Source organism: Streptomyces sp. NTD107, from assembly GCF_059510435.1.
In genome coordinates, this window is record NZ_JCAJZV010000004.1 from 72,715 (window position 1) to 97,755 (window position 25,041).

Consider the following 25,041-nt stretch of genomic DNA (forward strand, 5'->3'; position numbering starts at 1 on the left):
TCATCAGGCCCGGTCGAAGAGCGAGCCCAGCGCCGGAACCCGCACCGTACGGCCCAGCAGCCGCAGCCCCTCCCAGACCGTCACCTGATTCGCGGTGAGCACCGGCTTGCCCAGCGCCGACTCCAGCTCCGGCAGCCACGCCGCCGTATGCAGCGCCGTATCCGGCAGCAGCACCGCCTGCGCCGCCGGATCATCCCCCTCACGGGCGATCCGCAGCACCTCCTCGCGCCCCCAGGTGCCGACCTCCGCCGCCGTGATGATGCCGCTGCCCCGGGTGCCGACCACCTCGGCATCCGCCACCTTCAAGAACTCGGCGAACAGACCCGCCACATCGTCCGGATACGTCGCCGCGATCGCCACCCGGCTCACCCCCAGCTCCGCCACCGCGTGCGCGAAGGCGAAGGACGTACTGGACGCGGGCAGCCCCGCCGCCTCGGACAGCGCCGCCACCTGCTGGCCCGCCCCCTCCCAGCCGTACACAAAGCTGGCGCTGGTGCACGCCCACACCACCGCCCGCGCGTCCACCCGCTTCAGCTCGCCGACCCCGGCCGCCAGCCGGGACACCGCGCCCATCTCCAGCAGCGCGTCCACGCGGTGCGCGTCCGTACCGATGTCCGTGTGGATCAGCGGCAGCCGCAGCCCGGCGGCGCGGGGATCGCCGCTGCCGTGCAGCAGCGACTCGATCCTCGGATAGTCGTCCTCGGCCGAATAGCCCGGGTAGAGAAATCCGACCGTTCCGCTTGCGTTGTCGGTGTCCGTCATACGACGCTCGCTTCCTGCTCGTGCTCGTACGTATCGGGGCGCGTCCGCCAGGACGGGTACCCCGATCACCCTCACCCCGGCGGCCGGCCGCCACCCAGATCGTCCGGGAACACCACCGGCTGGCTCGCGGTCGCCTCCACCGGGCCCTCCTCGCCCGCCGAGGCGGTGGCCGCGGCCGGCTCGGGCGCGGCGGCCCCCGGCAGCGGCGGCAGCGCGGCAGCCGCCGCCAGCGAGGCCCGCGCCGCCGGATCCAGCAGCGCCTGGTACGGGCCCACCGCCTCCTTGCCGATCATCCGCAGCGCCTTCCAGACGGTCACCTGGTTCGCCGACAGCACCGGAATCCGCAGCTCAGCCTCCAGCTGCGGGATCACGTCATAGGTGGCGAGGTTGGTGCAGCTGATGAACAGCGCGTCCGGAGCGGCGGCGGCCGTCGCCTCCCGCGCCATGTTCACCACATCGCGGTAGCCCACCCGCCAGATCTCCCGGGTGAGCCCCAGATAGCTGCGCCCGCTGACCTCGACCCCGGCCGCGTGGACGAAGTCCTCCAGCGAGTCCGTGACCGAGCGGGTGTACGGGGTGATCACCGCCACCCGGCGCACCTCAAGCTCACGCAGCGCCTCCAGCAGCGCACCGGAAGTGGTCATCGCCGGCGCCTCACCGGCCTGCGTCATCGCCGTCGTCATGGCCATCTCACCGGCCACCCCACCGACGAAACTGCCGGAGGTGCAGGCGTACGCGATGACCTCGGGCGCCACGGCGGACAGCGCGCGCACCGCCTCCCGCAGCGTCTCGTGCTCGGAGACCATCCGGGCCAGATCGAGACTCACCTCCACCGGCACGAACGGGGTCCGTGTCACATGAAGAGAGATGTCATCGGGCACCCAGCGCCACAGCTCACGGTCGAGAGCGAAGTCGAACGGCGCCACGACCCCGACCCCGCGCTGCTGCTGCGGGCCACCCAGGAAGGAGACATCCATTTCACACCCCATATTCAAACGCGGGGGCGGCGCAGAACCAGTCTGGCCGAGCGAACGCTGACATAAACAGAAACGCACCGCCGGTCGGCAAATCTTCCGGAACCGGGACGCCGGGAGCCGATGCCTTCGTTGACGAAGGTAGTTTCTTCTCCCTACCGTGGTCAATCCTTGGCCGCACCCACTTTGGCGCCACCTTCTCCACTCAAACACGCCCTCGTTTCGAAATGGTTTCGCCGGATGCCCGAACCCTGTGTCCTGGTCCTCGACGCCGCCCCACTCCCCCGCCTCGACCGGCTCGCCGGCCGCGCGCGCGTCCTGCACGCCGACGGCGCCGCCGCCCTCGCCCGGCAGCTGCCGCAGGCCGATGTGCTGCTGGTGTGGGACTTCACCTCCGACGCGGTCCGCGAGGCATGGCCCGGCGCCACCGGGCCGCGCCCGGGCTGGGTCCACACCGCGAGCGCCGGCGTGGACCGGCTGCTCTTTCCCGAACTGCTCTCCTCGCCGGTGATCATTACCAATGCCCGGGGCGTCTTCGATCGGCCGATCGCCGAATATGTGGCGGGGCTGGTGCTGGCCATGGCAAAAGATTTCCACGGCAGCTGGGAATTGCAGCGCGACCGCCGCTGGCGACACCGGGAGACATTCAAGGTGTACGGGAGCCGGGCGGTCGTCGTCGGCTCCGGTCCGATCGGCCGGAGAATCGGCTCACTGCTCAAGGCACTGGGTGTCGAAGTGACCCTGACCGGCCGCCGGGAACGCACCGGCGACCCCGAATTCGGCCGGGTACGGGCCGCCGGCGACCTGCCCGCCCTGCTGCCGGACGCCGACTGGGTGGTGTGCGCGGCGCCACTGACGGAAGAGACGAAGGGCCTGTTCGGCGCGGACACCTTCGCCCGGATGAAGCCGACCGCCCACTTCATCAACATCGGGCGCGGCGGCCACGTGGTGGAACCGGACCTGGCCGCGGCACTGCACGCCGGCGCGCTGGCCGGGGCGGCGCTGGACGTCTTCGCGACCGAACCGCTGCCGGCCGACAGCCCGCTGTGGGACGCGCCGGGACTGATCGTCTCACCGCACATGAGCGGGGACACCTTCGGCTGGCGCGACGACCTGGCCGAACAGTTCCTGGACAACTTCGACCGCTGGTCGGCGGGCGAACCACTGTTCAACGTGGTCGACAAGCGGCTGGGCTACGTGTCCGGCGAAGGCAACGGCGAAGGGACGGCAAAGTGACGCATGAGGACACGGAGGGTACGCAGGGTACGCAGGGTGCGCAGGGTGCGGAGGCTACGCAGTGGACCGCGACCGAGCTGACGGCGGCCTACGCGGCGGGCGACCTCTCCCCCGTCGAAGCGACCCGGGCGGCACTGGCCCGGGCCGAGGCCGTACAACCGGAGCTGAACGCGTTCGTCCTGATCGACCACGAGGGCGCCCTCGAACAGGCCCGGGCCGCCGAGGACCGCTGGCGGCGCGGCAAGGCGTCCGGCCCGGTGGACGGCGTACCCGTCACGGTCAAGGACATCCTGCTGATGCGCGGCCACCCCACGCTGCGCGGCTCGGCCGCGCTGTCGGCCGACGGCGAGTGGCCCGAGGACGCGCCGGCGGTGGCCCGGCTGCGCGAGTCGGGGGCGGTGTTCATCGGGAAGACGACCACCCCCGAGTTCGGCTGGAAGGGCGTCACCGACTCACCCCGGCACGGCGCGACCGGCAATCCGTACGCCCCCGAGCGCACCTCCGGCGGCTCCAGCGGCGGTAGCGCGGCGGCGGTCCGGGCGGGGGCCGGGCCGCTCAGCCTGGGAACGGACGGCGGCGGCTCGGTGCGTATCCCCGCGTCGTTCTGCGGAGTCCTCGGCCTCAAGCCCACGTACGGGCGGGTGGCGATCTACCCCGCAAGCGCGTTCGGGACACTCGCACACGTCGGCCCGCTCACCCGCGACGCCCGGGACGCGGCGCTGATGATGGACGTCATCGCCCGCCCCGACCCGCGCGACTGGTCCGCCCTGCCGGCCACCGGCGGCCCCCACGGCTTCCGCTCCGCGATCGCGGCGGCGGAGGACACCGTACGGGGCCTGCGGATCGCCTACTCGCCACGGCTCGGCTTCGACGGCGTACACGTGGACCCGGCGATCGCGGCGGCGGTGCGGCGCGCCGCGGAGCGGCTGGCGGAGCTGGGCGCGGTGGTGGAGGAGACCGACCCGCCACTGCCGCCACTGGAGACGCTGCGGAACGCCTTCCAGGTGCTGTGGTTCGCGGGCGCCGCCCGGGTGGTCGAGCCGTTCGACGAACGGCGGCGGGCCCTGCTCGACCCGGGCCTGCGGGAGATCTGCGGACAGGGCGCGCGATACGGCTCGCTGGACTATCTGGCGGCGGTGGATGTGCGGATGGGCGTGGGGAAGGCCATGGGCGGCTTCCACCAGGCGTACGACCTGCTGCTGACACCGACGCTGCCGATCGGGCCGTTCGGGGTGGGGACGGAGGTGCCGGCGGACTCCGGCATGACGCGCTGGACGGAGTGGACCCCGTTCACCTACCCCTTCAACATGACGCAGCAGCCCGCCGCGTCCGTGCCGTGCGGCACGGACGCCGACGGGCACCCGATCGGCGTTCAGCTGGTGGCGGCGCGACACGCGGACGAACTGGTGCTGGCCGTCGCGCACGCGCTGGACATCGCGGGCACCACCCGGATCGAGGACCCCTACGCGCGCCGGAAGTTGAGCGACTCACCGAGCGCGCCGGCCCGCCACAGGTCCTGACAGGCGTCGGCCATCCGGTCCAGCCCATCGACGACGGTCCCCCACACGATGCCGGGCACCCAGCCGGCGTCACCGTTGATGAGGAGGTTGTTGCGCTCGTAGAAGAGCGCCAGATCGACGACGGTCGCCTTGCCCTGGTGGGCGGCGTGCGTCTCGTAGCCGTAGGAGCTGGTGGCGAGTTGGGTATCGGAGAAGGTGAAGTAGCACAGGTCGCCGGGGATCGGCGTGATGGTGGGATTCTCCAGCGGCGGCTCGGCCGGGGCGAACGGCGGCACGAGCGTATAGATCTCGTTGCGGGCGTACTTGGCGTGATAGACGTCCCCACCCAGCGGCAGGGCGTCCCACACCGCATGACAGGTGAGGGGCGCCCGCTCCGTGAGCAGCTTGGCGGTACAGCTGACCCCGCGCTTGTCCAGCGAGACGGTGATGAACCGCTCCGAGTCCGACATGGGACATCCCTCCTGATCCGCACACGATGTTCTGCTCCTGGCATGGTGGCACACCGGAGCCTGTCGGCAGCGGAACGTATCCTGAGCCTCGAACGTCTTGGCGGGCAGAGGTCAACGGGGAGGAGATCGGATCGTGGAAGAGGCGGGCGGATACCGGGGCACGTACAACGGCAGTGCGGACCCGCTGGCGGATCGGCTGGAGTCCATGTCCCACAAGGACTTGGAGGGCCTGCTCGCCGGGGCGAACCCGGACGCGCTGATCCAGCGGGGCGAAACGCTGGACCAGGTGGCCGAGGCGGTGGACTGGCTGAGCGAGGAGCTTCTGGCGCGGGCGAACGATCTGACGTGGGAGGGCCAGGCCGCGGAGGAATTCCGCGCCTGGATCCGGCGCTTCCGCCACGACTCGGTGGATCTGAAGACGTACGCGAGCTTCATGGCCCACGCGATCACCAACGCGGGGGTGGCCCTGCGCCAGGCCAAGAGCGAGATGCCACCGGCCCCACCCAACGAACTGCCGGCGACGGCCCCCGAAGCAGCCGGCTACATGGGTGCCGGGGACGGACGCTTGTCCGCCCCGGAACTGGAGGCGAACCGCCAGGAGGCGATCGCCGTCATCAGCCGACTGGGCTCGACCTACAAGATGTCGGCGGGGACGATCGGGTATGTGAACGAGCGGGAGCCGCAGTTCCAGCCCCTGGCCGTCAACCCGCGTGACCCAGGGTTTGCCCCGCCATCGGATGGCGGAGCAGGCGCTCGGCCTAACGAGTCGAAGGTGCCCGGCGATATCAGCGGCCCATGGTCTGTGCAGGACTCACGCAACGGTCCTGTCCGTGAATCGACCATGCCGGCCGAGGGTCACATGACCACTCCCCCGGTCTTGCGACCTGTTGAAGGCGCTGTGGGGACGTCGTTGGATTCGGTGGGGGTGAGGCCGAATGGTGCGGCTCCCCCTGTCCCGGCGGTGCAGTCTCCTTCTGCCCCGGTGGTGGATCGGCCGGTGATGCCGGGTGGTGGTCCGGTGCAGCCGCCGGTGGCGGGTCCGCTGCCGGGCTGGCCGTCTCCATCCGGCCCAGGGCAGGGGATGGGTCGTGGCGGCGGTGGTCAGGTGCCGCCGGGGAGGGGTCCCGGTCTGCGGCCGGGCGAGGTTCCCGGGATGCGGGGGCCGTCCGGTCCGCCGTCGGGGCCGGGTTCGCAGGCCCCTGTGGCAGGCCGGCCCGCCGGTACCGGACAGCCGCCGGTCGGCCGCCCTCCCATGACCGGCCCTGGCACCGGTGGTGGCACCGGCCCGGGTGGGGGCAACCCGTGGGGCCGGGGGAACAACTACGGCCTCCTCGGCGGGAAACCCGTACCCAACGCCAAACCCACCGTGGCATCCAGAATCCCACCCGGCGGGGTGATCCAGCCCGGCATGAACCCCACCAACTCCCGCCTCACCCCCTCCAAAAAAGACCAGCCCGCAACCCCGCGCGGAACCTACGGCAAAGCCACCGTCGACGGACGCACCACCGGCCCCACCAAACGCAGACGAGCCCTGCCCAAACCCACCGGCGTCATCGGCCTCCCCGGCCAGACCAAGAAGACCGGCAACAAGAAAAAGAAGAACAAGAACGAGGACAAGGACGACAGGCACCCATGACCCCCACCCCCCGGGCCCTCGCCACCACCCTTGCCCTCACCGCGATCCTTGCCGGCACACCCACCACCGCCCACGCAGCCAACACCCCACAAAACCCCTGGTACTTCGACACGATGCGCGTCGAAGAAATCTGGCAACACACCACAGGCGAAGGCATCACCATCGCCGTCATCGACACCGGCGTCGACAACTCACTCCCCGAACTCGAAGGACAAGTCCTCGAAGGAACCGACCTCACGAGGAGCCCTCAAGGCGCCCACATCGATGACGAAGGCCACGGCACTGCCATGGCGGCCCTCATCGCGGGAACGGGAATGGGTGAAGGGGTACAAGGACTCGCACCGCAGTCACGAATCCTCCCCATTCGGCTTTACACAGGACTCTTCGGCGATAATTCGACAGAACCCTGGAACGAAGCAATTCGATATGCGATCGACTCAGGCGCGGACATCATCAACATATCCCTGGGAAGAATGAACACGGCAGCCACCGAGGAAGCCTTGGGAGATGCCATCGCCTTGGCGGCACAGCATGATGTTCTAATTTTTTCCTCAGCGGGAAACAGCGGCGAAAAGGATAACGCCGTCGAGTTGCCCAGCGGAATGAACGGTGTCGTGGGCGTCGGCGCCGTGGAGAGCAGCGGTGAACGAGCGCCGTATTCCACTTACGGCCCGCAGGTTGCCCTCGCCGCCCCCGGGAACGATGTCCCGGGCCATTGCGGGGACATCACAGGAGCTGCCTGTATCGAGGCGGAAGGCGGCACCAGTGCCGCCACCGCCCTGGCCTCCGCCTCCGCCGCGCTCATCTGGTCGCAGCATCCCGACTGGACCAAGAACCAGGTCCTGCGGGTGATGCTCAACACCGCCGAGCGGCCAGATGATCAGCGGCGGGATGATGAGATCGGGTACGGCGTTGTCCGGCCCGACCGGGTCATCGTCGATGGGGAAGGTGACCCGGGGGACCCGGACAGTCCGCCGATCTTCCGGGACTGGGAAGCCGCCCTCGATCCGCCCGCCACTCCCGCGCCCGCCCCGGAAACCGAGCCTGCGCCGGACGCCGAACCCGCTCCCGGGCCCGGGAGCGAGACCGACGCCGAAGCGTCCGCCACCAGCGGTGACAGCAGTTCGCTGCCCTGGATTCTCGGCGGCGCCGGTGCCGTGGTTCTGCTTGCCGTGGGGGGCTGGGTGGTGTGGCGTAGGCGGGCCTGAGCCCGTACCGCACTCGAAAGGAGTCGCATAAGTTCGTTGAGCCTGGGTAGCCGCGCCGCCATGGCTCCACCGCAACGGACAAAATCGACACCTTACGAAAGACGGACGACAAACGGCATCAGCCGGCGATCACTGCTCGCCGGCGCCGCCGCCCTCGGCGCCTTCGGGTCCCTGGCCGCCGCGTGCAGCCGGGTCCCACCGGAGGGCGACGTCGAGGGCGGCGATCTGCTGGAGCGGCTCCGGTCGCGCGGCTCCGTCAAGGTCGGCATCGCCAGCGAGCCACCCTTCGGCTACATCAACCAGGACGGCCAGCCCGACGGTGAGGCCCCGGCCATCGCCAAGGTGATCTTCGAACGGCTCGGGATCGACAAAGTCACCCCGGTCCCCGTCGAATTCGGCGCGCTCATCCCCGGGCTCAAGGCCCAGCAATTCGATGTGGTCTCCGCCGGGATGTACATCAATCCCACCCGGTGCGCCCAGGTCCTCTTCTCGGACCCGGACTACCTCATGCTGGACTCCTTTATCGTGCCCACCGGGAATCCGCACAACATCCAGCGGTACGAGGACATCGCCGAGCAGAATCTGACACTCGCCACCGGCACCGCCTACGCCGAGATCGACTACGCACTGGCGGCCGGCATCCCGGACAGCCGGCTGCTGATCCTCCCCGACCAGGTCGCCGGCCTCGACGCCGTCGTCCAGGGGCGGGCCGCCGCGTTCGCCGGTACGAACGTCACCGTCACCGGCGTCGTCAAGAATTCCTCCCGCGCGGAGGCCACCGAGCCGTTCCAGCCCATCGTGAACGGCAAGCCCGCCTATGGTGCCGGCGGCTTCGCCTTCCGCCGCTCGGAGAAGAACTTCCGCGACGCCTTCAATGTGGAACTCCACAAACTCAAGGCCAGCGGCGAGCTGCTCGATATCGTCAGTCCGTTCGGATTCACCGAGGCGGAGATGACGGACCTCACGGCCGAGGAGCTTTGCTGATGATGACCTCCGGCATGTTCCACAACTATTTCCTCCCGGGCATCTGGATCACCATCCAGGTGACCGTCTACAGCGCCGCGCTCGCCGCCGTCGTGGCCTTCACCATCGGCACCCTGCGCACCTCGCGCCTGTGGATCGTCCGCTTCCTCGCCGGCACCTACTTCGAGATCTTCCGCGGCATGTCCGCCCTGGTCATGCTCTTCTGGCTGGCGTTCTCACTGCCCCTGATCCTCCAGTGGCAGCTCGTCCCGATGTACGCCGGCGTGCTCGCGCTCGGCCTCACGTACGGGGCCTACGGCTCCGAGGTGGTACGCGGCGCCCTCGCCGCCGTACCCGTCGCCCAGCGCGAGGCGGGGGTCGCGCTGGGCTTCTCCCGGGCCCAGCGGCTGCGCCGGATCGAGATCCCGCAAGCCTGGCCCGAGATGGTCCCACCGTTCAACAACCTGCTGATCGAACTGCTCAAGGGCACCGCACTGGTCTCCGTCATCGGCGTCGCCGACCTGACGTACGCCGGCAACCTCGTCCGGCTCGGCAGCAACGAAAGCGCACCCGTGTACACCCTCCTGCTCGTCCTGTACTTCGCGATGGCCTTCGTCCTCACCCGTGGCATGCGCGTCGTCGAACGCCTCGCCAAGGCCGGGGTCGGCCAGGCGGCTCCTCCCGCAGCCCAAGGCAGACGGCGCCTCCGCACCTCACTGGGAGGTGCCCGGTGAGCTGGAGCTGGGACGTCGTCGCCGACTTCATGCCCGACTTCTGGAAGGGCCTGCTGGTCACCCTCCAGGCCCTGGCCCTGGGCACCCTGATCGCGTTCTCCCTCGGCCTGGTGTGGGCGATGGCGCAACGTTCGCGCTTCGCCGTCGTCCGCTGGCCGGTCAACACGGTCACCGAGTTCATCCGCAACACCCCCCTCCTCGTACAGCTGTTCTTCCTGTACTTCGTGGTCCCCGAATGGGGCCCGTCCATGTCGGCGCTCACCACCGGCATCGTCGGACTCGGCCTCCACTACTCCACGTACACCGCCGAGGTGTACCGCTCCGGCATCGGCGGCGTCCCCGCCGGCCAGTGGGAGGCCGCCACCGCCCTCAGCCTGCCCCGCGTACGTACCTGGACGGCCGTCATCCTCCCGCAGGCCATCCGAAGGGTGGTTCCCGCGCTGGGCAACTACGTCATCGCCATGCTCAAGGACTCGCCCATGATCGCGGTCATCGGCGCCCTGGAAATGCTCGGCGAGGCCCGCAGCTTCAGCAACGCCACCTTCACCTCCGAGGCGTACACCGTCGTCGGCATCGCGTTCCTGGTGATCGCCTACCCGGCCTCGCTGCTGATCCGCTCCCTCGAACGCCGGCTCGCACTCACCACCTGAACCAACCGCCCGCACCCGCCCCACCCCGTACCGGCCCCACCCCCGTACCGCACGGAGAGACCCACCCATGACAACCAACGACACCAGCCGCGCCAACGGCACCGAACTCGTCCGCTTCGACAGAGTCACCAAACGCTTCGGCGAGGTGACCGTCCTCGACGAACTCGACTTCTCCGTCGCCACCGGCAGACACGTCACCCTCATCGGCCCCTCCGGCTCCGGCAAAACCACCATCCTGCGACTGCTGATGACCCTGCTGCGCCCCGACGAGGGAACCATCACCGTCGACGGCGACCTCCTCAGCCACGAACACAAGAACGGCAGCCTGGTACGGGCCGGCGAGCGGCACACCCGCGAGGTCCGCAAGAAGATCGGCATGGTCTTCCAGCAGTTCAACCTCTTCCCCAACATGAAGGTCCAGCGCAACGTGATGGAGGCGCCGGTCCACGTCCTCGGCATGGACAAGGAAGAGGCCGCCCAGCGCGCCAGAGAACTGATCGAACTCGTCGGACTGACCGAACACCTCGACAAATACCCCTCCCAGCTCTCCGGCGGCCAGCAGCAGCGCGTCGCCATCGCCCGCGCCCTCGCGATGCGCCCCCAGGTGCTGCTCCTCGACGAAGTCACCTCCGCCCTCGACCCGGAGCTGGTGGCCGGCGTCCTGGACGTACTCAGCGACATCGCGCACACCACCGACATCACCATGATCTGCGTGACCCACGAGATGAGCTTCGCCCGGGACATCTCCGACCGCGTGCTGATGTTCGACAAGGGCAAGATCGTCGAATCCGGGCCCCCCGAGAAGATCTTCAGCGATCCCGAGCACGACCGCACCCGGGAGTTCCTGAGCACCGTGCTGTGACCACCGGCCGTGCGGTCCGGCACCGGGACGAGCGCGTCACTTGTGCCGGACCGCCTCCCCGGGGGCCGCAAGCTCGCTACCCTGGGTCCCGAGCTGGCACAACTCCCCCTCCAGGAGGACGAAGTGGCGATCACACCCGGGCTGACCGCCCCTTTTCACTCCGTGCAGTACGCACTGCGGCTGCTGGAGACCATCGCGGGCCACCCCGACGGCATCCCCGAGAACGAGATCGCCGAACACATCGAGCTGCCACCCGGTCAGCTGTCACACCTGCTGCTGATGCTCAGCCGCGAAGGGTACGTCCACCGGCTGCGGGACGGCGCCTACCTCCCCGGCGAAGCGCTCATCCTGCTCAGCAGGGGCGGCGACCGGCAGCGGGTACGGCACGAGAAACTGCGGGAGGCACTGGACGCGCTGCGCGTCGCGCTCGGGGCCGCCGTCTACATCGGGCTCTACCGGGACGGCGAACTGGAGGTCCCGCACGTCTCGGACGGGCCGGAGACCCCGCCCGTACACCAGTGGGTGGACTTCCGCTCCGCCGCGCACGCCACCGCCATCGGCAAATGCCTGCTCAGCCAGCTCGATCACGACGGGCGGCAGGACCACTTCGCCCGGCACCGGGCGGCCCGGCTCACCTCCCGGACGATCACCGACTCCCGGGTACTGCTCAGCTCACTGGAGCGGCAACCCGCCACCATGCCGGTGCTGGACCTCCAGGAGTACGCGGTGGGCACGCTGTGCGCGGCCGTGCCGCTGACCGCCGGGGCGACGGTGGGCTGTCTGGCCCTGTCGCTCCCGGTCGGTGAGGCGCACCGGCTGCGGCAGGCGGCGGAAACCCTCAACCGGAAGGCCGCCCCGGCGCTGCTGTCACTCGCCCTGTAGCAGGGGCCAAGGACCGTACCGTCACTTGGGGGCGGCCTGCTGCACCACCTCGAAGGACCACAGCTGCGAACCGGAGGCGGCGGGCTTGCGCCCCTCGCCGCCGGGCCCGCCACCGTGCGCCTGCCGCATGGACCCCTTCATCCAGTTCTGGAAGTCCTCCTCGCTGCGCCAGCGGGTGTACACGAGGTAGGTGTCGGTGCCCTCCACCGGCCGCAGCAGCTCGAACCACTCGAAGCCGTCCTCCCCCTCAACGGCACCGGCCCGCGCGGCGAACCGGCGCTCCAGCTCCTCGCGCTGATCGGCGGGAACGGTCAGAACATTGATCTTCACCACGCTGGCCATCGGCGGGCGCCTCTCTCCGGGAAACGAATCCACGGCCCAGCGTACGGCGGCCCCGGCACCCACCGGTGCCGGGGCCGCACGCGTTCACTCAGGAGAGCAGTTCGGCCTGCAAGGTGATGGTGACACCGGCCAGCGCCTTGCTGACCGGGCAGTTCTCCTTGGCGGTGGCGGCGGCCGTCTGGAAGTCCTCCGCCGAGATGCCGGGCACCCGCGCCTTGACGCTCAGCACGATGCCGGTGATCCCCTCACCCGGCTGGAAGGTGACGGACGCCTGCGTCTGCACGGTCTCCGGGGGCGTGCCGGCACCGGCCAGGCCGTGCGACAGCGCCATGGAGAAACAGGACGAGTGCGCGGCGGCGATCAGCTCTTCCGGGGAGGTCCGCCCGTTCGGAGTCTCGGCCCGCGACGGCCAGTTCACCTCGAACGTCCCGACCCCCGAGGACTCCAGCGCGACGGTCCCCGACCCCTCCATGAGAGAGCCGGCCCAATTCGTCGTCGCGACGCGGGTGGTAGCCATGATCGATCCTCCAGAGAATCAGCTGAACCAGTACCCGCCCACGCTATCCCCGGCCGGCGCCCGACGGACGGAACACCCCGCGAACGCGGCGGCGGCCCGGCTCCTGAGAGCCGGGCCGCCGTTCGTTGTCATCGTGAGTACGGCCGGCGGGACTCGAACCCGCAAGGGCTTGCGCCCACGAGCACCTAAAACTCGCGTGTTTATCCTAATTTCACCACGGCCGCTTGCTCTCCCCCATGGTAGCGGGCACCCACCGTGCTTGACACGACAACGATCAAGCCGACAGCGGCGCCAGCACGCCGCCCCGGCACCACGTGTCCCTGATCGCATGACAGTTCGGACACCGCTGACGGAGATTCTCCGCGCGGTCGTCGTGCCCGTCACCGTTGACCTGATCCACCTCCAGCGTCATGGATTCGCCGAGCCAGACCGGCCCCGGCCCCGTACCGCACTCCGCGCGGACTTCCGGACGGCCGATGTCCGACAAAACCCGGCGCAGGAGAACGGTGCGGGTCCCGCGGGTCACCGTGTTTGCGCCGCTCGCGTGCGGCGTTCCCGGGTGCAAGGACTGGACATCCGCCGCTCCACTTCGGCCGCTTCGACCACGTGTCGTGGTCTCGTACGGATCAACGACCGATCGGCGGCGTGGTTACGCCGGTCAGGTGAGGAGCTGGGTCACGGTGTGGATGGTCAGGCCGGCCAGGGAGCCGATGATCGTGCCGTTGAGGCGGATGAACTGGAGGTCGCGGCCGATGTGGAGTTCGATCTTGCGGGAGGTGGTGCGGGCGTCCCAGGTGGCGACCGTGTCGGTGATCAGCGAGGTGATCTCGCTCCGGTAGCCGGAGACCACGTGCAGGGTCGCGTCCGTCACCCAGCCGTCGAGTTTGCCGCCGAGGCGGTCGTCCGTCGCCAGGCGGTTGCCCAGGGAGAGCAGGGCGGCGTGGGCGCGGCGGCGCAGGGCGCTGTTCTCGTCGTCGGCGGCGGTGACGATCATGGCGCGGACGGCCGCCCAGGCCGAGGCGATCAGGTCCTGGATCTCGGGCCGGTGCAGCAGGTCTGTCTTGAGGCGTTCGACGCGGGCGCGGGTGTCGGGGTCGTCCTTGAGCTGCTGGGCGAAGTCGGCGAGGAAGCGGTCGAGTGCGCCGCGGGCCGGGTGCTGGGGGCTGTCGCGCATCTCGGTGATGAAGCGGAGCAGTTCGCGGTAGACGCGTTCGCCGATTCTGCGGTCGACGAAGCGGGGGGTCCAGCCGGGGGCGCCGCCCTCGACGGCTTCCATGACGGAGTCGCGGTGCAGGATCAGCCAGTCGTGGGCGCGGGCGCAGACGAGGTCGACGACGCGGTGGTGGGCCCCGGCGGTGACCGTACGGTCCAGGAGGTCACCCAGGTGGGGGGAGATGTCGCGGTGGCCGGCCTGCCGGGTGACGGCTTCGCCTATGACGGTCTGGACGTCGGCGTCGCGCAGGACGGTGAGGCCGCCGCGTACGGCGGTGGCGAGTTCGGCGGTGACGCGGGCGGCGTTCTCGGGGCGGGCGAGCCAGCTGCCGGCGCGGCGGGAGAGGCGGAGTGAGGCGAGTTTGTCGCGGATGACGTGTTCGGCGAGGAAGTTCTCGCCGACGAAGTCGCCGAGGGACTGGCCGAGCTGGTCCTTCTTGGTGGGGATGATGGCGGTGTGCGGGATGGGGAGGCCGAGGGGGTGGCGGAAGAGGGCGGTGACGGCGAACCAGTCGGCGAGGGCGCCGACCATGCCGGCTTCGGCGGCGGCGGCCACGTAGCCGGCCCAGGCGCCTGCGCCGCTGTGCTGGGCCCAGGTGGCGAGGGCGTACACCACGGCGACGGCCACCAGCAGTCCGGTGGCCACGCCTTTCATGCGGCGCAGGGAGCGCTGTTTCGCCACATCTGCTGCGGTGAGGCTCATGTGTCCCATTGTCGGGGGTGGGGTGGTCCGAACGGACGGGCCCGTGCCGTCCGATCGTGGGATCATGTGCGGGTGGGTGTGGGAGTGGTGGGTGTACGGCGTGGCCTGGCCTGGTGGGCGGCCGGGGCGGTGGCGCTGGTGGTGATCGTGTCGGGGGTGCTGGCGGGGTTGCCGGGGGGTGAGGGGCGGGTGGCGCGTCCGGCGCCGGGGCTGTCGGGTGGGGTGGTGCCGGCGTCACAGGGGGCGTGGGTAAGTGCGTGGGCGGCGGCGCCGTCGGGGTCGGAGCCGGGGACCCGGGATGGGTTGGGCGGGCAGTCGTTGCGCAATGTGGTGCGGGTGTCGGCGGGTGGTTCTGCGGTGCGGGTGGAGTTGTCGAATCGGTTTGGGAGTCAGCCGGTGACGTTCACCCGTTCGTCGGTGGGGCTCGCTGATGGGGGCGGGGCGGACGCGGTGGCGGGCTCGGTGGTGCCACTGGTGTTCGCCGGCAAGGCGGCGGTGACGATACCGGCGGGGGGTGTGGTGCTCAGTGACGCGGTGGTGCTGCCGCTTCCGGTGGAGGCGGCGGCGCGGCTGCTGGTGTCGGTGTACGCGCCGGGTCCTTCGGGTCCGGTGACGTATCACAAGCACGCGCGGGAGACGAATTTCGCGGCGCGTGGTGAGCACACGGCGGCGGAGTCGGGTGCGGCGTACACGGCGACGTCGGAGCACTGGCGGTATGTGTCCGGGGTGCGGGTGTTCGCTCCGGCGGCGGCGGGGGCGGTGGTGGTGCTGGGGGATTCGCTGACCGACGGCATCACGTCGACGCCGGACGCGGGTCATCGCTGGACGGATTTCCTGGCGGCGCGGCTGGGCGGACAGCCGGTGCTGAATCTGGGGATCAGCGGGAACCGGCTGCTGCGGGATGCCCCGCCGGGGCGGTCGTACCAGGGGCCGAGCGGGCTGAGCCGGCTGCATGCGGATGTGCTGCGGCAGGAGGGCGCGGCGGTGCTGATCGTTCAGCTGGGGATCAATGACATCATCCGGGATCCGCTGCGGGCCGATGCGGAGGAGATCGTGGCGGGGCTCGGGCGGCTGGCGGCCGAGGCGCGGGGGGCGGGCGGGCTGCGGGTGGTGGGGGTGACCCTGATGCCTTTCGAGGGGCATTATTCCTGGTCGCCGGAGCTGGAGTCGGTGCGGCAGGCGGTCAATGAGCGGCTGCGGTCGGGTGGGGTTTTCGACGAGCTGGTTGATCTGGACGCGGCGCTGGGCGATCCGGGTCGCCCGTCGCGGTTGCTGCCGGCGTACGACTCGGGGGACGGTCTGCATCCCACTGACGCGGGGTACCGGGCGATGGCGGAGGCGGTGGATCCGGCGCTGCTGCGGGTGGCGGTGCCGGAGGTGCCGGCCGCGGCGTAGAGCCGTTCGGGGGAGCCGGGGGGCTTACCGGGTGGTGTGCGGGGGCGCGCGGCGGCCCGGTTGCGACAGTGTCGCCCATGGGCGATGACCGATGGCCGGGGTGGCCGGCGAAGAGCGCGGGGGTGCGCCGACCGCGCCGCCGGGGGCTGCGGCGGCTGGTGCCCACGTGGCGGTTGCTGCTGGGTGGGGTGATCGGCGGGACGGTGCTGGCGCTGGGGGCTCTGGTGGCGGGCTATCTGCTGGTGGAGATCCCGGAGCCGAAGTCGGCGGCTGCGGCGCAGGCCAATGTGTATCTGTACGCGGACGGTTCGCAGATCGCGGCGATCGGTGAGGTGAACCGGGCGAACGTCTCCCTCGACGAGGTGCCCGAGCCGGTGCGGCACGCGGTACTGGCGGCGGAGGACCGGGACTTCTACGACGCGGCGGCGGTGGATCTGTCGGCGATGGCGCGGGCGGGCTGGAACATGTTGCGCGGCGGGGGCCGGCAGTCGGGGTCGACGATCACCCAGCAGTACGTCAAGAACTACTACCTGGATCAGCGGCAGACGGTGACCCGCAAGGTCAAGGAGTTGTTCATCGCGGTGAAGCTGGGGCGGGAGACCAGCAAGGAGGAGATCCTTCAGGGGTATCTGAACACCAGCTATTTCGGCCGTAACGCGTATGGCATCCAGGCGGCGGCACAGGCGTACTACGGCAAGAACGCCGCCGATCTGTCGGTGGCGGAGGGCGCGTATCTGGCGGCGCTGCTCCAGGCGCCGAGCGCGTACGACGTGGTGGCGGATCCGGGTGCGGCGGGGAAGGCGGTGGCGCGCTGGGAGTACGTGCTGGACGGGATGGTGTCGCAGGGCTGGCTGGCTGCCTCGGAGCGGGCGGGTCTTGAGTTTCCGCGGCCGGGTCCTTACGAGCCGTCGGACCGGCTGTCGGGTGAGCGGGGTTATCTGGTGGAGGCGGTGAAGGGGTATCTGACGGAGCGGGGCATTGTCGGGGAGGACGATCTGGCGGCGGGCGGGTACCGGATCACCACAACAATCGATCCGGTGCGGCAGGAGGCTTTGACGCGGGCGGTGGGTGAGCAGGTGCTGGACGGCCTGGGTACGGAGCCGCCGGACAGTTATGTGCGGGTGGGGGCGACGTCGGTGGAGGTGGCCACGGGTGAGGTGGTGGCGATGTACGGGGGGCGGGATTACACCGAGCAGTTCGTGAACAACGCGACGCGCCGGGACTATCAGGCGGCGTCGACGTTCAAACCGATCGTGTACGCGGCGGCGTTGGAGCACCGGGTGGAGACGGTGGACGGGGAGCGGATCGGGCCGGGCACCGTGTTCGACGGGGACAGCGGGCGTGAGGTGCGCAACCGGGACGGTTCCGGCTCGGGTTGGGCGCCGCAGAACGAGGGCGGGAAGGATTTCGGTCCGCTGACGGTGGCGGAGGCGATGGATCGTTCGGTGAACGCGGTGTTCGCGCAGTTGGGTCAGGACGTGGGTGCGGACCGGGTGCGGGAGACGGCGGTGGCGCTGGGTATTCCGGTGGAGGTGCCGGGTCTCGCGGACGCGCGGGGGTCGATCTCGCTGGGTACGGCGACGCCGAGCACGCTGGATGTGGCGCAGGTGTACGCGGCGCTGGCGGGGGGTGGCATGTATCGGGCGGCGGTGTTGGTGCGGGAGGTGAGCCGGGGCGGGGAGGCGGTGCCGGTGCCGGCGGCCGAGGAGCGTCGGGCGGTGTCGGTGGAGACGGCGCAGGGGGTGACGGCGGTGCTGCGCGGGGTGGTGGAGGGGGGTACGGGGACGGCGGCGCAGTCGGCGGGGCGGCCGGCGGCGGGGAAGACGGGGACGGCGGAGGAGGATCGGGCGGCGTGGTTCGCGGGGTTCACGCCGGAGCTGGCGACGGTGGTGGCGGTGTTCGGGCAGGATTCGGAGAGCGGGGTGCAGCAGTCGTTGTACGGGGCGGCGGGGCAGGAGCGGATCAGTGGCGGGGGGTTCCCGGCGCGGATCTGGGGGCAGTACACGGCGGCGGCGCTGGAGGGGCGGCCGGTGGGGCGGTTCGGTGGAGGGGTGGAGCCGGTGCCGCCGTCGGGTGAACGCGAGGGTGCGGACGGGGACGGGGACGAGGGGGACGGGGAGCCGGAGCCCGTTCCTTCGGGGTCGGCCGCGCCGTCCGCCGCGCCGTCGCCGGCGCCCTCGTCCGTTCCGTCGCCGGGGCCGTCGTCGGGTGTGCCGTCGTCGGGCCCGGTGCCCTCGGAGCCGGCCCGGGAGCCGTCGGTGGTGCCGTCGCAGCCCCGGGAGCCGGGCGCGGATCCGGAGGCGGACCCGGTGGGCTAGCGGGTCAGCGGTTCACAGGTAGAGGCCGGTGGAGTCGTCCGAGCCCTGGAGGCGTTCGGCGGCGACGGCGTGCAGGTCGCGTTCGCGCATCAGGATGTAGGCCACCCCGCGCACCTCGACCTCGGCGCGGTCCTCGGGGTCGTACAGCACCCGGTCGCCGACCTCGACGGTGCGGACGTTCTGGCCGACCGCCACCACTTCGGCCCAGTCGAGCCGGCGGCCGACCTGGGCGGTCGCCGGGATGACGATGCCGCCCGAGGAGCGGCGTTCGCCGCCCTCGCCGTCCGCCCGGACGAGGATCCGGTCGTGGAGCATCCGGATCGGCAGTTTGTCGTGGGTGGGGTTCGAACTCACGGGGTTGACCGTATCTCAGGTGGTTGAACGTTCGGCTACCGGTGTCGTCGGTCCTTGCCGGCGGGGGTGGAGCGGGAGGAGGCGACCAGGAGTCCGACGGCGACCACGGCGAGGGCGAGCGGGATGACCCGGCCCAGCCTCGGGCTGCCGTCGGCGTGGGTCAGCTTCTCGCGGAAGCCGCCGACGGTACGGTCCACGCTGGCGGCGGCCCGGGCGCGGGCGTCGCCGACGATTGTCCTGGGGTGTACCCGGACGCTGATCTCTTCGAGGGTGACCCGCAGGCTTTCCCGGCGCCTGTTGATCCGCGCCTCGATCGCCGCGGGGTTCTCGGCTGCTTGCGACACGCTCACGCCTCCATCGTCCGTCCCGGATCGGGTTTACGGCACAGTGTGTCAGCTCCGGGGACGCGCTGCCTGTCGCAGCCCCCGATTAGGCTGGGTGGCGCAGTGCAGGAAATGACCGAACCGTGAGGATCCGCGATGAGTGAGCGCCTTCAGGTGGGGGATCCCGCCCCCGCCTTCTCCCTGTCCGATGCCGATGGCAAGCGGGTGTCGCTGGCCGATCATGCCGGTCGGAAGGTCATTGTCTACTTCTATCCGGCGGCGCTGACCCCGGGCTGCACCAAGCAGGCGTGCGATTTCACCGACAATCTGGGGCTGCTGGCCGGTGCGGGCTATGACGTGATCGGGATTTCGCCGGACACCCCGGAGAAGCTGGCGAAGTTCCGGGAGAAGGAGAGCCTGGGGGTGACGCTGCTGAGTGATCCGCAGAAGGCGGTGCTGGGCGCGTACGGGGCGTTCGGGGAGAAGAAGCTGTACGGGAAGACGGTGACGGGGGTGATCCGTTCGACCGTGGTCGTGGGTGAGGACGGGAAGGTCGAGCGGGCGCTGTACAACGTGAAGGCGACCGGTCATGTGGCCAAGCTGATCCGGGATCTGGATGTGGTGGCGGGGGGCGAGGGCGATGACTGAGCGGAAGCCGATCGAGTCGTGGCTGACGGACATGGATGGGGTGCTCATCCATGAGGGGGTGCCGATTCCGGGCGCGGATCGTTTTCTGAAGCGGCTGCGGGAGTCGGGCCGGCCGTTTCTGGTGCTGACGAACAATTCGATGTACACGCGGCGGGATCTGCATGCCCGGCTGTCGCGGATGGGTCTTCAGGTGCCGGTGGAGAGCATCTGGACGTCGGCGCTGGCGACGGCGCAGTTCCTTTCGGAGCAGCGGCCGGGGGGCAGTGCGTATGTGATCGGTGAGGCGGGGCTGACGACGGCGCTGCACGATGTGGGCTATGTGCTGTCGGACGCGGCGCCGGACTATGTGGTGCTGGGTGAGACCCGTACGTACAGCTTCGAGTCGCTGACGAAGGCGATCCGGCTGATCAATGACGGGGCGCGGTTCATCGCGACGAACCCTGATCACACGGGTCCCTCGACGGAGGGCGCGCTGCCGGCGACGGGTTCGGTGGCGGCGCTGATCACGAAGGCGACGGGGCGGGAGCCGTATTTCGTGGGGAAGCCGAATCCGCTGATGATGCGGGCGGGGCTGAATGAGATCGGGGCGCATTCGGAGTCGAGCGCGATGATCGGTGACCGGATGGACACCGATGTGCTGGCGGGTCTTGAGGCGGGGATGGAGACGTTCCTGGTGCTGACGGGGCTGACCCGGCCGGAGGAGATCGACCGGTATCCGTTCCGGCCGTCGAAGGTGGTGGATTCGATCGCGGATCTGGTGGATCGCATCTGAGGTGGCGCGGTCGGGCGATTTGTTTGCCCGGACGGCGTAATGGGTGTGGCCTGCGGGTGCGGCGGGGCGGGTGGCGGGTGACCTTCGGTGTATCGATCCGGAGGTTCCGCCATGAGCAGCGTCGTCAAGCCCGCGGGGCTCGCCCTGTGCACGTTGTCGATCGGCCTGGCCGTGCTGGGCCCGGCCGCCGGGCCGGCGTTCGCGTCCGGCGGGGAGCGGGACCGGGAGCCGGAGCGGTGTGAGGTGCGGATCTCGCCCGCCCAGCCGCGGCCGGGTGAGGAAGTGGTGCTGCGGGTGACGGGGTGCCGGGGGAAGAGCGGCACGGCGCACTCGGAGGCGTTTGTGGCGGAGGCGGTGCTGGCGCCTTCGACGGAGGGCGGGTTGTTCGGGGAGGCGCGGGTCTCGTCGACGATCGAGGCCGGTACGTATCCGGTGGACATCTCGTGTGACGGGAAGGACCGGGCGTTCTCGGGTGAGTTGACGGTGAAGGCCGGCGGTGGGCGCGAGCATGAGCGCGAGCGGGGCCGCGACCATGAGCGGGAGCGGGACCACGACCGGGAGGCTGTTCCGTCGTTGCCGGTGCGGCCCTCGGCGCCGGTGCGGGCGGGCGGTGGCGGTACGGCGGAGGCGGTCGCGGTGGCCGGTGAGGGGGAGGAGCGGATCCCGACCGCGCCCACGGCGCTGACCGTGCTGTCGGGGGTGCTGGCGGCTGCTGCCGCGTTGACGGTGCGGCGGCTGCGCGCGCGGGAGAGGTGATGGAGGACGAGCCGCGTGCCTCGGGCGCCGGCCGGCTGATCTCGTGTGTGGCGTGGACGCTGCTGTTGACGGGGCTGTGGCTGTGGGGGCGGCAGCTGACGGAGGGCGGTGGCTGGCTGCCGGGGTCGGCGCCCGGTACGGCACAGGCTGCGGGGGCGCGGGGGTCGTTGCCGCCGGCGGCGGATCCGCTGGCGGGCGGGGTGGCGCCGGCGGTGCTGGAGATCGACGCGATCGGGGTGCGGGCGGACATCATGGCGCGCGGGGTGGACGAGGGGGGTGGGGTGGCGCCGCCGCCGTTCAGTGAGCCGGGTCTGGTGGGCTGGTACGCGGGCGGTCCGGCGCCGGGCGCGGAGGGCGCGGCGGTGCTGGTGGGGCATGTGGACACCGATACGGACCCGGCGGTGTTCTACGCGCTGTCCTCGGTGGAGCCGGGGGACGGGGTGCGGGTGGTGCGGGACGACGGTTCGGTGGCGGCGTTCACGGTGAGCGGCACCGAGGTGGTGGAGCGGGCGGACTTCGACCCGGACCGGGTCTACGGGGCGCGGCGGGCGGGCGCGGCGGAGCTGCGGCTGATCACCTGCGGGGGAACGTACGATCCGCAGCGGCGGGAGTATTCGGCGAATGTGGTGGTGTCCGCCTATCTGACGGACACCACCCCGGTGTGAGGCTCAGCCGTGCTGCCGGGCCTGGGGGGTCCCCTGCTCGAAGAGCTTGGGGAGGGCCTGGCGCTGTCGCTTGCTCAGCGGGGCGAGGGAGAGGTCCTCGGCCTGGGAGCGGAGGTTCTTGTGGCCGTAGCCGCGGGCGGCCAGCCAGGCGCGGGCGGTGTTCTCGGCGTCCTCGGTGGCGGTGAGGATGTCCTCCTCGGCTTCGCCTTCCCGGGAGAAGCGGAAGGTGAACGCGTCGCGAGCGGCGAGGTCGTAGCTGAGGTGCCCCTCGGGGGTGAAGGCGGCGCGCAGGATGTCGTGCTCGGCGGCCCGGTCGAGGAGGGCGGCGCGCTGGTCTGGGGTGAGGCCGGTGAAGACGCCCCGGACGGTGACGCGGAAGGTGCGGGTGCTCATCGGGCGACCGTAGTGGTGGGGTCCGGGGCGTTGCCAGGGGTTTTCAGGGAAGCAGTTCGGCGACGGCCGGGGCCAGGGCCTGGAAGGCGTGGGCGCGGTGACTGATGGCGTTCTTCTCCTGGGGGGTGAGTTGGGCGACGGAGCGGGTGTCGCCGTCGGGGACGAGGATGGGGTCGTAGCCGAAGCCGCCGTCGCCGGCCGGGGTGTGGCGCAGGGTGCCGGTGAGCCGGCCTTCGGCGACGCGTTCGGTGCCGTCGGGGAGGGCCAGCGCGGCGGCGCACGCGAAGTGCGCCGCGCGGTGGGGGGTGTCGATGTCGGCGAGCTGGGCCAGCAGCAGGTCCAGGTTGGCCCGGTCGTCGCCGTGCCGGCCGGCCCAGCGGGCGGAGAAGATGCCGGGTGCGCCGCCGAGTACGTCCACGCACAGCCCGGAGTCGTCGGCGACGGCGGGCAGCCCGGTGGCCCGGGCCAGGGCGTGTGCCTTGAGCAGCGCGTTCTCGGCGAAGGTGACGCCGGTTTCCTTCACGTCGGGGATGTCGGGGTAGGCGTCGGCGCCGATGAGTTCGATGTCGAGGCCGGCTCCGCCGAGGATGGCGCGCAGCTCGGTGACCTTGTGGGCGTTGCGGGTGGCGAGGACGAGACGGTGCATGGCGGTGATTATCCGTGGTCGGCGAGGACGCGTACGTCCCAGGGGCCCAGGTGCAGTGCGGTGCCGGCGGCGAGTTCCTCCCCGGACAGGATGTCGCGGGCGGCGGTGGGCAGGGGGAAGGTGCTGGGGGTGAAGGACCAGTTGTGGACGAAGCGGATCCGGGTGCCGTCGGGGGCGGTGGCGCCGGTGACGGTCTGGCTGTCGGCGGCCGGCCGCCAGCCCTGGCTGGTGTCGGCGGTGGCCCATTCCAGTACGGCGGCGGCCAGCGCCGGGTCGGGCACGGTGCCGACGTAGGTGATGCGTCCGGTGCCGTGGGCGCGGGTGGTGACGGCGGGCCAGCGGGAGAAGTGCGGGTGCCGGTACGCGGCGAGGATCTGCGCCCCTTCCACGTGCAGGCCGTCGGCCCAGCGGGTGGCGGTGGCGCCCTCGGCGAGCCGCAGCGGTGAGCCTTCGGGGGCGTGGACGGGGAGCGGGCGGCGCAGGGTGGAGAACTCGTCGTAGTGCACGCCGGCCGCCTCGTCGAGGTGGGCGGGTTTGCGTTCGGTGCGGGCGCGGGCCTCTTCGTCGCCGTAGCCGGTGTGGATGCCGAGGATGAGGTGGCCGCCGGCCGCCGCGTACGCCTTGAGCCAGTGCAGTTGGGCGTCGTCGGCGGTCAGGTGGCCGGCGGCGACGAGGACGGGCGCGGTGGTGGCGTAGGTTGCGGGGTCCTGGTCGAAGAGCTGGCCGGGGTGGATGAGCCGGCTCTGGAGCTTGGCGTCGAAGGCGCCGCGCTGGAAGGCTTCCAGGACGCTCTGGTACGAGCGGGGGTCCCGGCCGCCGTCGGGGGCGGCGAGCATGGGCTGTTCGGTGAGGGCCCATTTGCTGTCGACGGAGTAGAGCAGGGTGAGGTCGGCGTCGGGGGTGAGGGCGGCGACGAGTTCGCCGGCCCGGTCGAACTCGGCTCCTAGTTCGGCGAGTTGCTGGTAGGTCCGGCCGGGTTCCTGGCTGTGCGGGAGGATGCCGCCCCAGTAGGTTTCGGCGCCGTAGTGCAGGGTGTGCCAGTGCCAGTACTCGATCATGGTGGCGCCGCGGGAGACGAGGGCCCAGGCGGCCTGCCGCCACTGGCCGTCGTAGGCGGGTTCGTTGATCCAGGAGGGGCCGATGGCCTGGGCGTTGGTCTCCGTCACCAGGAAGGGTTCCTGGCGGGAGGCGTACATGCGGTCGGCGGTGGCGTACAGCGCCCAGGTGCCGTGGGTGGTCCAGCTCTGGCCGGCCTCGGCGGGGTCGGGGGGGACCTGGAGGCTGTCCTGCATGCGGTAGTAGGGGTTGCCCGCGGTGATGTCGAGGCGGGCGGTGAGGGCGTCGTCGCGGATGCCGGGGCGTTCGTAGGAGATGCAGGTGGTGACGAACTGGCCGGGGCGGGCGTATTCGCGCACCACGTCGGCCTGCCAGCCGATGAAGTCGGTGGTGAGGCTGTCCTGGAAGCGGCGCCAGGCGAGGGCGTACTGGGGTTGGGCGTTGCCGTCGGGGGTCCACAGGTCGGCCCAGGTGGACAGCCGGTGGGACCAGTAGGTGAGGCCCCAGGCGCGGTTGAGTTCCTCGACGGTGCCGTACTGCTTGCGCAGGTGTTCGATGAAGCGCTGGAAGACGCCGTGGTTGTGGAAGATCTCGTTGCCGGGTTCGTTGTCGACCTGGAAGCCGATGACGGCGGGGTGGTCGGCGTACCGGGCGGTGATCTTGCGGATGACGCGTTCGGCGTGGAAGAGGAACGCGGGGTGGGTGTAGTCGATTTCCTGGCGGGCGCCCCAGCCGGCGCGCTGCCCGGTGCGGCGTTCGGTGTTGATCTCGGGGTAGGTGCGGGCGAGCCAGGGCGGGGCGGCGTAGGTGGGGGTGCCGAGGATGACCTGGATGCCGCGCCGGTGGGCGCCGTCGAGGACGGGCTGGAGCCAGTCGAGGTCGAAGACGCCGTTCTCGGGTTCCCAGGTGGACCAGACGGATTCGCCGACCCGGATGACGGTGAAGTGGGCGGCGGCCATCAGGTCGAGGTCGTCGTCGAGGCGCGGGGTGGGCTGGTACTCGTGGTAGTACGCGGCGCCGAAGAGCACCCGGGTGGGGAGGGTGGACATGAAGCGTGTCACCTTT

Annotated in this window: 26 protein-coding genes and 1 tRNA gene; 15 read left to right on the plus strand and 12 right to left on the minus strand. The window is 70.8% G+C overall.

The annotated features are described in order from the left end of the window. Positions 1-3: 3 nt before the first annotated feature. Positions 4-762: a maleate cis-trans isomerase family protein gene (locus AC5WRL_RS10215; protein WP_496088077.1), complete on the minus strand. Its 759-nt coding sequence runs from the start codon at positions 760-762 to the stop codon at positions 4-6. Between the two features lie 71 nt (positions 763-833). Further along, a complete protein-coding gene (locus tag AC5WRL_RS10220; protein WP_496088078.1) occupies positions 834-1,739 on the minus strand; it encodes a maleate cis-trans isomerase family protein in 906 nt (301 codons plus the stop codon). Positions 1,740-1,976: 237 nt separating this feature from the next. Here AC5WRL_RS10220 and AC5WRL_RS10225 point away from each other — a divergent pair, with 237 nt between their 5' ends. Beyond that, positions 1,977-2,972 (plus strand): D-2-hydroxyacid dehydrogenase, encoded by a 996-nt coding sequence (locus tag AC5WRL_RS10225; RefSeq protein ID WP_496088079.1) that lies wholly within the window; start codon positions 1,977-1,979, stop codon positions 2,970-2,972. Continuing rightward, positions 2,969-4,492 (plus strand): amidase, encoded by a 1,524-nt coding sequence (locus AC5WRL_RS10230; RefSeq protein WP_496088080.1) that lies wholly within the window; start codon positions 2,969-2,971, stop codon positions 4,490-4,492. Before AC5WRL_RS10225 ends, AC5WRL_RS10230 begins: the two co-directional genes overlap by 4 nt. On the opposite strand, the gene AC5WRL_RS10235 is transcribed toward AC5WRL_RS10230, so the two are convergent. Next, on the minus strand, positions 4,435-4,941 hold the full coding sequence (locus AC5WRL_RS10235) for a DUF3830 family protein (protein WP_496088081.1): 507 nt from the start codon (positions 4,939-4,941) through the stop codon (positions 4,435-4,437). The genes AC5WRL_RS10230 and AC5WRL_RS10235 overlap by 58 nt on opposite strands. A gap of 133 nt (positions 4,942-5,074) precedes the next feature. Between AC5WRL_RS10235 and AC5WRL_RS10240 the strand changes: the two genes are divergently transcribed. From AC5WRL_RS10240 to AC5WRL_RS10270, 7 genes are all read left to right on the plus strand, one after another. Continuing rightward, entirely contained in the window at positions 5,075-6,577 is a 1,503-nt protein-coding gene (locus AC5WRL_RS10240) for a WXG100 family type VII secretion target (RefSeq protein ID WP_496088082.1), read from the plus strand. Continuing rightward, on the plus strand, positions 6,574-7,785 hold the full coding sequence (locus tag AC5WRL_RS10245; protein ID WP_496088083.1) for a S8 family serine peptidase: 1,212 nt from the start codon (positions 6,574-6,576) through the stop codon (positions 7,783-7,785). Before AC5WRL_RS10240 ends, AC5WRL_RS10245 begins: the two co-directional genes overlap by 4 nt. A gap of 60 nt (positions 7,786-7,845) precedes the next feature. Continuing rightward, positions 7,846-8,769, plus strand: coding sequence for an ectoine/hydroxyectoine ABC transporter substrate-binding protein EhuB (ehuB, locus tag AC5WRL_RS10250; protein ID WP_496088084.1), 924 nt, complete (start codon positions 7,846-7,848; stop codon positions 8,767-8,769). Further along, complete coding sequence (ehuC, locus tag AC5WRL_RS10255) at positions 8,769-9,482, plus strand: ectoine/hydroxyectoine ABC transporter permease subunit EhuC (RefSeq protein WP_496088085.1); 714 nt, start codon at positions 8,769-8,771, stop codon at positions 9,480-9,482. The genes ehuB and ehuC overlap by 1 nt, the downstream gene beginning before the upstream one ends. Before the next feature lie 29 nt (positions 9,483-9,511). Beyond that, on the plus strand, positions 9,512-10,132 hold the full coding sequence (gene ehuD / locus AC5WRL_RS10260; RefSeq protein WP_496088445.1) for an ectoine/hydroxyectoine ABC transporter permease subunit EhuD: 621 nt from the start codon (positions 9,512-9,514) through the stop codon (positions 10,130-10,132). 67 nt (positions 10,133-10,199) lie between these two features. After that, entirely contained in the window at positions 10,200-10,994 is a 795-nt protein-coding gene (ehuA, locus tag AC5WRL_RS10265; protein WP_496088086.1) for an ectoine/hydroxyectoine ABC transporter ATP-binding protein EhuA, read from the plus strand. Positions 10,995-11,117: 123 nt separating this feature from the next. Next, entirely contained in the window at positions 11,118-11,876 is a 759-nt protein-coding gene (locus tag AC5WRL_RS10270; protein WP_496088087.1) for an IclR family transcriptional regulator, read from the plus strand. A gap of 21 nt (positions 11,877-11,897) precedes the next feature. Here AC5WRL_RS10270 and AC5WRL_RS10275 read toward each other — a convergent pair whose 3' ends face one another. From AC5WRL_RS10275 to AC5WRL_RS10290, 4 genes are all read right to left on the minus strand, one after another. Then, positions 11,898-12,218, minus strand: coding sequence for an antibiotic biosynthesis monooxygenase family protein (locus AC5WRL_RS10275; protein ID WP_496088088.1), 321 nt, complete (start codon positions 12,216-12,218; stop codon positions 11,898-11,900). An 88-nt stretch (positions 12,219-12,306) separates the two neighbouring features. Continuing rightward, positions 12,307-12,735, minus strand: a complete 429-nt coding sequence (locus AC5WRL_RS10280) for an OsmC family peroxiredoxin (RefSeq protein WP_496088089.1) — start codon at positions 12,733-12,735, stop codon at positions 12,307-12,309. Positions 12,736-12,873: 138 nt separating this feature from the next. Next, positions 12,874-12,959, minus strand: a tRNA-Leu gene (locus tag AC5WRL_RS10285). A gap of 434 nt (positions 12,960-13,393) precedes the next feature. Next, a complete protein-coding gene (locus AC5WRL_RS10290) occupies positions 13,394-14,716 on the minus strand; it encodes a DUF445 domain-containing protein (RefSeq protein WP_496088090.1) in 1,323 nt (440 codons plus the stop codon). Positions 14,717-14,728: 12 nt separating this feature from the next. Between AC5WRL_RS10290 and AC5WRL_RS10295 the strand changes: the two genes are divergently transcribed. Both AC5WRL_RS10295 and AC5WRL_RS10300 read left to right on the plus strand, forming a co-directional pair. Further along, positions 14,729-16,045, plus strand: coding sequence for a GDSL-type esterase/lipase family protein (locus AC5WRL_RS10295; RefSeq protein ID WP_496088446.1), 1,317 nt, complete (start codon positions 14,729-14,731; stop codon positions 16,043-16,045). A gap of 77 nt (positions 16,046-16,122) precedes the next feature. Further along, positions 16,123-18,363 (plus strand): transglycosylase domain-containing protein, encoded by a 2,241-nt coding sequence (locus tag AC5WRL_RS10300; RefSeq protein ID WP_496088091.1) that lies wholly within the window; start codon positions 16,123-16,125, stop codon positions 18,361-18,363. Positions 18,364-18,375: 12 nt separating this feature from the next. On the opposite strand, the gene AC5WRL_RS10305 is transcribed toward AC5WRL_RS10300, so the two are convergent. Beyond that, positions 18,376-18,678: a GroES family chaperonin gene (locus AC5WRL_RS10305; RefSeq protein ID WP_046725788.1), complete on the minus strand. Its 303-nt coding sequence runs from the start codon at positions 18,676-18,678 to the stop codon at positions 18,376-18,378. Between the two features lie 74 nt (positions 18,679-18,752). Then, the gene (locus tag AC5WRL_RS10310) at positions 18,753-19,061 is read right to left on the minus strand and encodes a DUF3618 domain-containing protein (RefSeq protein WP_496088092.1); all 309 of its coding nucleotides are present in this window, start codon (positions 19,059-19,061) and stop codon (positions 18,753-18,755) included. A gap of 135 nt (positions 19,062-19,196) precedes the next feature. Between AC5WRL_RS10310 and bcp the strand changes: the two genes are divergently transcribed. The 4 genes from bcp to AC5WRL_RS10330 all read left to right on the plus strand — a co-directional run bounded on the left by bcp (position 19,197) and on the right by AC5WRL_RS10330 (position 21,881). Further along, positions 19,197-19,688: a thioredoxin-dependent thiol peroxidase gene (gene bcp, locus AC5WRL_RS10315; protein ID WP_496088093.1), complete on the plus strand. Its 492-nt coding sequence runs from the start codon at positions 19,197-19,199 to the stop codon at positions 19,686-19,688. Continuing rightward, a complete protein-coding gene (locus AC5WRL_RS10320) occupies positions 19,681-20,460 on the plus strand; it encodes an HAD-IIA family hydrolase (protein ID WP_496088094.1) in 780 nt (259 codons plus the stop codon). The genes bcp and AC5WRL_RS10320 overlap by 8 nt, the downstream gene beginning before the upstream one ends. Positions 20,461-20,571: 111 nt before the next feature. Continuing rightward, positions 20,572-21,216 carry a hypothetical protein gene (locus tag AC5WRL_RS10325; protein ID WP_496088095.1) on the plus strand — a complete coding sequence of 215 codons (645 nt, stop codon included), beginning with the start codon at positions 20,572-20,574 and terminating at the stop codon, positions 21,214-21,216. Next, positions 21,216-21,881 carry a class F sortase gene (locus AC5WRL_RS10330; protein ID WP_496088096.1) on the plus strand — a complete coding sequence of 222 codons (666 nt, stop codon included), beginning with the start codon at positions 21,216-21,218 and terminating at the stop codon, positions 21,879-21,881. Before AC5WRL_RS10325 ends, AC5WRL_RS10330 begins: the two co-directional genes overlap by 1 nt. A gap of 3 nt (positions 21,882-21,884) precedes the next feature. Here the strand turns inward: AC5WRL_RS10330 and AC5WRL_RS10335 are convergent, their stop codons facing one another. The 3 genes from AC5WRL_RS10335 to AC5WRL_RS10345 are packed head-to-tail and all read right to left on the minus strand — an operon-like array spanning position 21,885 to position 25,025. Continuing rightward, entirely contained in the window at positions 21,885-22,274 is a 390-nt protein-coding gene (locus AC5WRL_RS10335) for a DUF6204 family protein (RefSeq protein WP_496088097.1), read from the minus strand. A gap of 43 nt (positions 22,275-22,317) precedes the next feature. Further along, positions 22,318-22,920, minus strand: coding sequence for an RdgB/HAM1 family non-canonical purine NTP pyrophosphatase (rdgB, locus tag AC5WRL_RS10340; protein WP_496088098.1), 603 nt, complete (start codon positions 22,918-22,920; stop codon positions 22,318-22,320). An 8-nt stretch (positions 22,921-22,928) separates the two neighbouring features. Continuing rightward, complete coding sequence (locus AC5WRL_RS10345) at positions 22,929-25,025, minus strand: beta-galactosidase (protein ID WP_496088099.1); 2,097 nt, start codon at positions 25,023-25,025, stop codon at positions 22,929-22,931. Between the last annotated feature and the right edge of the window lie 16 nt (positions 25,026-25,041).

What these genes read in the sequence shown, in the direction of transcription:
- ehuD (WP_496088445.1), top strand. Translation starts at nt 9,512, where the DNA reads ATGCCCGACTTCTGGAAGGGCCTGCTGGTCACCCTCCAGGCCCTGGCC.
- AC5WRL_RS10280 (WP_496088089.1), bottom strand. Translation starts at nt 12,735, where the DNA reads ATGGCTACCACCCGCGTCGCGACGACGAATTGGGCCGGCTCTCTCATG.
- AC5WRL_RS10325 (WP_496088095.1), top strand. Translation starts at nt 20,572, where the DNA reads ATGAGCAGCGTCGTCAAGCCCGCGGGGCTCGCCCTGTGCACGTTGTCG.
- AC5WRL_RS10345 (WP_496088099.1), bottom strand. Translation starts at nt 25,025, where the DNA reads ATGTCCACCCTCCCCACCCGGGTGCTCTTCGGCGCCGCGTACTACCAC.
- AC5WRL_RS10290 (WP_496088090.1), bottom strand. Translation starts at nt 14,716, where the DNA reads ATGATCCCACGATCGGACGGCACGGGCCCGTCCGTTCGGACCACCCCA.
- AC5WRL_RS10220 (WP_496088078.1), bottom strand. Translation starts at nt 1,739, where the DNA reads ATGGATGTCTCCTTCCTGGGTGGCCCGCAGCAGCAGCGCGGGGTCGGG.
- AC5WRL_RS10330 (WP_496088096.1), top strand. Translation starts at nt 21,216, where the DNA reads ATGGAGGACGAGCCGCGTGCCTCGGGCGCCGGCCGGCTGATCTCGTGT.
- AC5WRL_RS10305 (WP_046725788.1), bottom strand. Translation starts at nt 18,678, where the DNA reads ATGCTCCACGACCGGATCCTCGTCCGGGCGGACGGCGAGGGCGGCGAA.
- ehuC (WP_496088085.1), top strand. Translation starts at nt 8,769, where the DNA reads ATGATGACCTCCGGCATGTTCCACAACTATTTCCTCCCGGGCATCTGG.
- ehuA (WP_496088086.1), top strand. Translation starts at nt 10,200, where the DNA reads ATGACAACCAACGACACCAGCCGCGCCAACGGCACCGAACTCGTCCGC.
- AC5WRL_RS10225 (WP_496088079.1), top strand. Translation starts at nt 1,977, where the DNA reads ATGCCCGAACCCTGTGTCCTGGTCCTCGACGCCGCCCCACTCCCCCGC.
- AC5WRL_RS10235 (WP_496088081.1), bottom strand. Translation starts at nt 4,941, where the DNA reads ATGTCGGACTCGGAGCGGTTCATCACCGTCTCGCTGGACAAGCGCGGG.
- ehuB (WP_496088084.1), top strand. Translation starts at nt 7,846, where the DNA reads ATGGCTCCACCGCAACGGACAAAATCGACACCTTACGAAAGACGGACG.
- AC5WRL_RS10320 (WP_496088094.1), top strand. Translation starts at nt 19,681, where the DNA reads ATGACTGAGCGGAAGCCGATCGAGTCGTGGCTGACGGACATGGATGGG.
- bcp (WP_496088093.1), top strand. Translation starts at nt 19,197, where the DNA reads ATGAGTGAGCGCCTTCAGGTGGGGGATCCCGCCCCCGCCTTCTCCCTG.
- AC5WRL_RS10275 (WP_496088088.1), bottom strand. Translation starts at nt 12,218, where the DNA reads ATGGCCAGCGTGGTGAAGATCAATGTTCTGACCGTTCCCGCCGATCAG.
- AC5WRL_RS10215 (WP_496088077.1), bottom strand. Translation starts at nt 762, where the DNA reads ATGACGGACACCGACAACGCAAGCGGAACGGTCGGATTTCTCTACCCG.
- AC5WRL_RS10300 (WP_496088091.1), top strand. Translation starts at nt 16,123, where the DNA reads ATGGGCGATGACCGATGGCCGGGGTGGCCGGCGAAGAGCGCGGGGGTG.
- rdgB (WP_496088098.1), bottom strand. Translation starts at nt 22,920, where the DNA reads ATGCACCGTCTCGTCCTCGCCACCCGCAACGCCCACAAGGTCACCGAG.
- AC5WRL_RS10245 (WP_496088083.1), top strand. Translation starts at nt 6,574, where the DNA reads ATGACCCCCACCCCCCGGGCCCTCGCCACCACCCTTGCCCTCACCGCG.
- AC5WRL_RS10335 (WP_496088097.1), bottom strand. Translation starts at nt 22,274, where the DNA reads ATGAGCACCCGCACCTTCCGCGTCACCGTCCGGGGCGTCTTCACCGGC.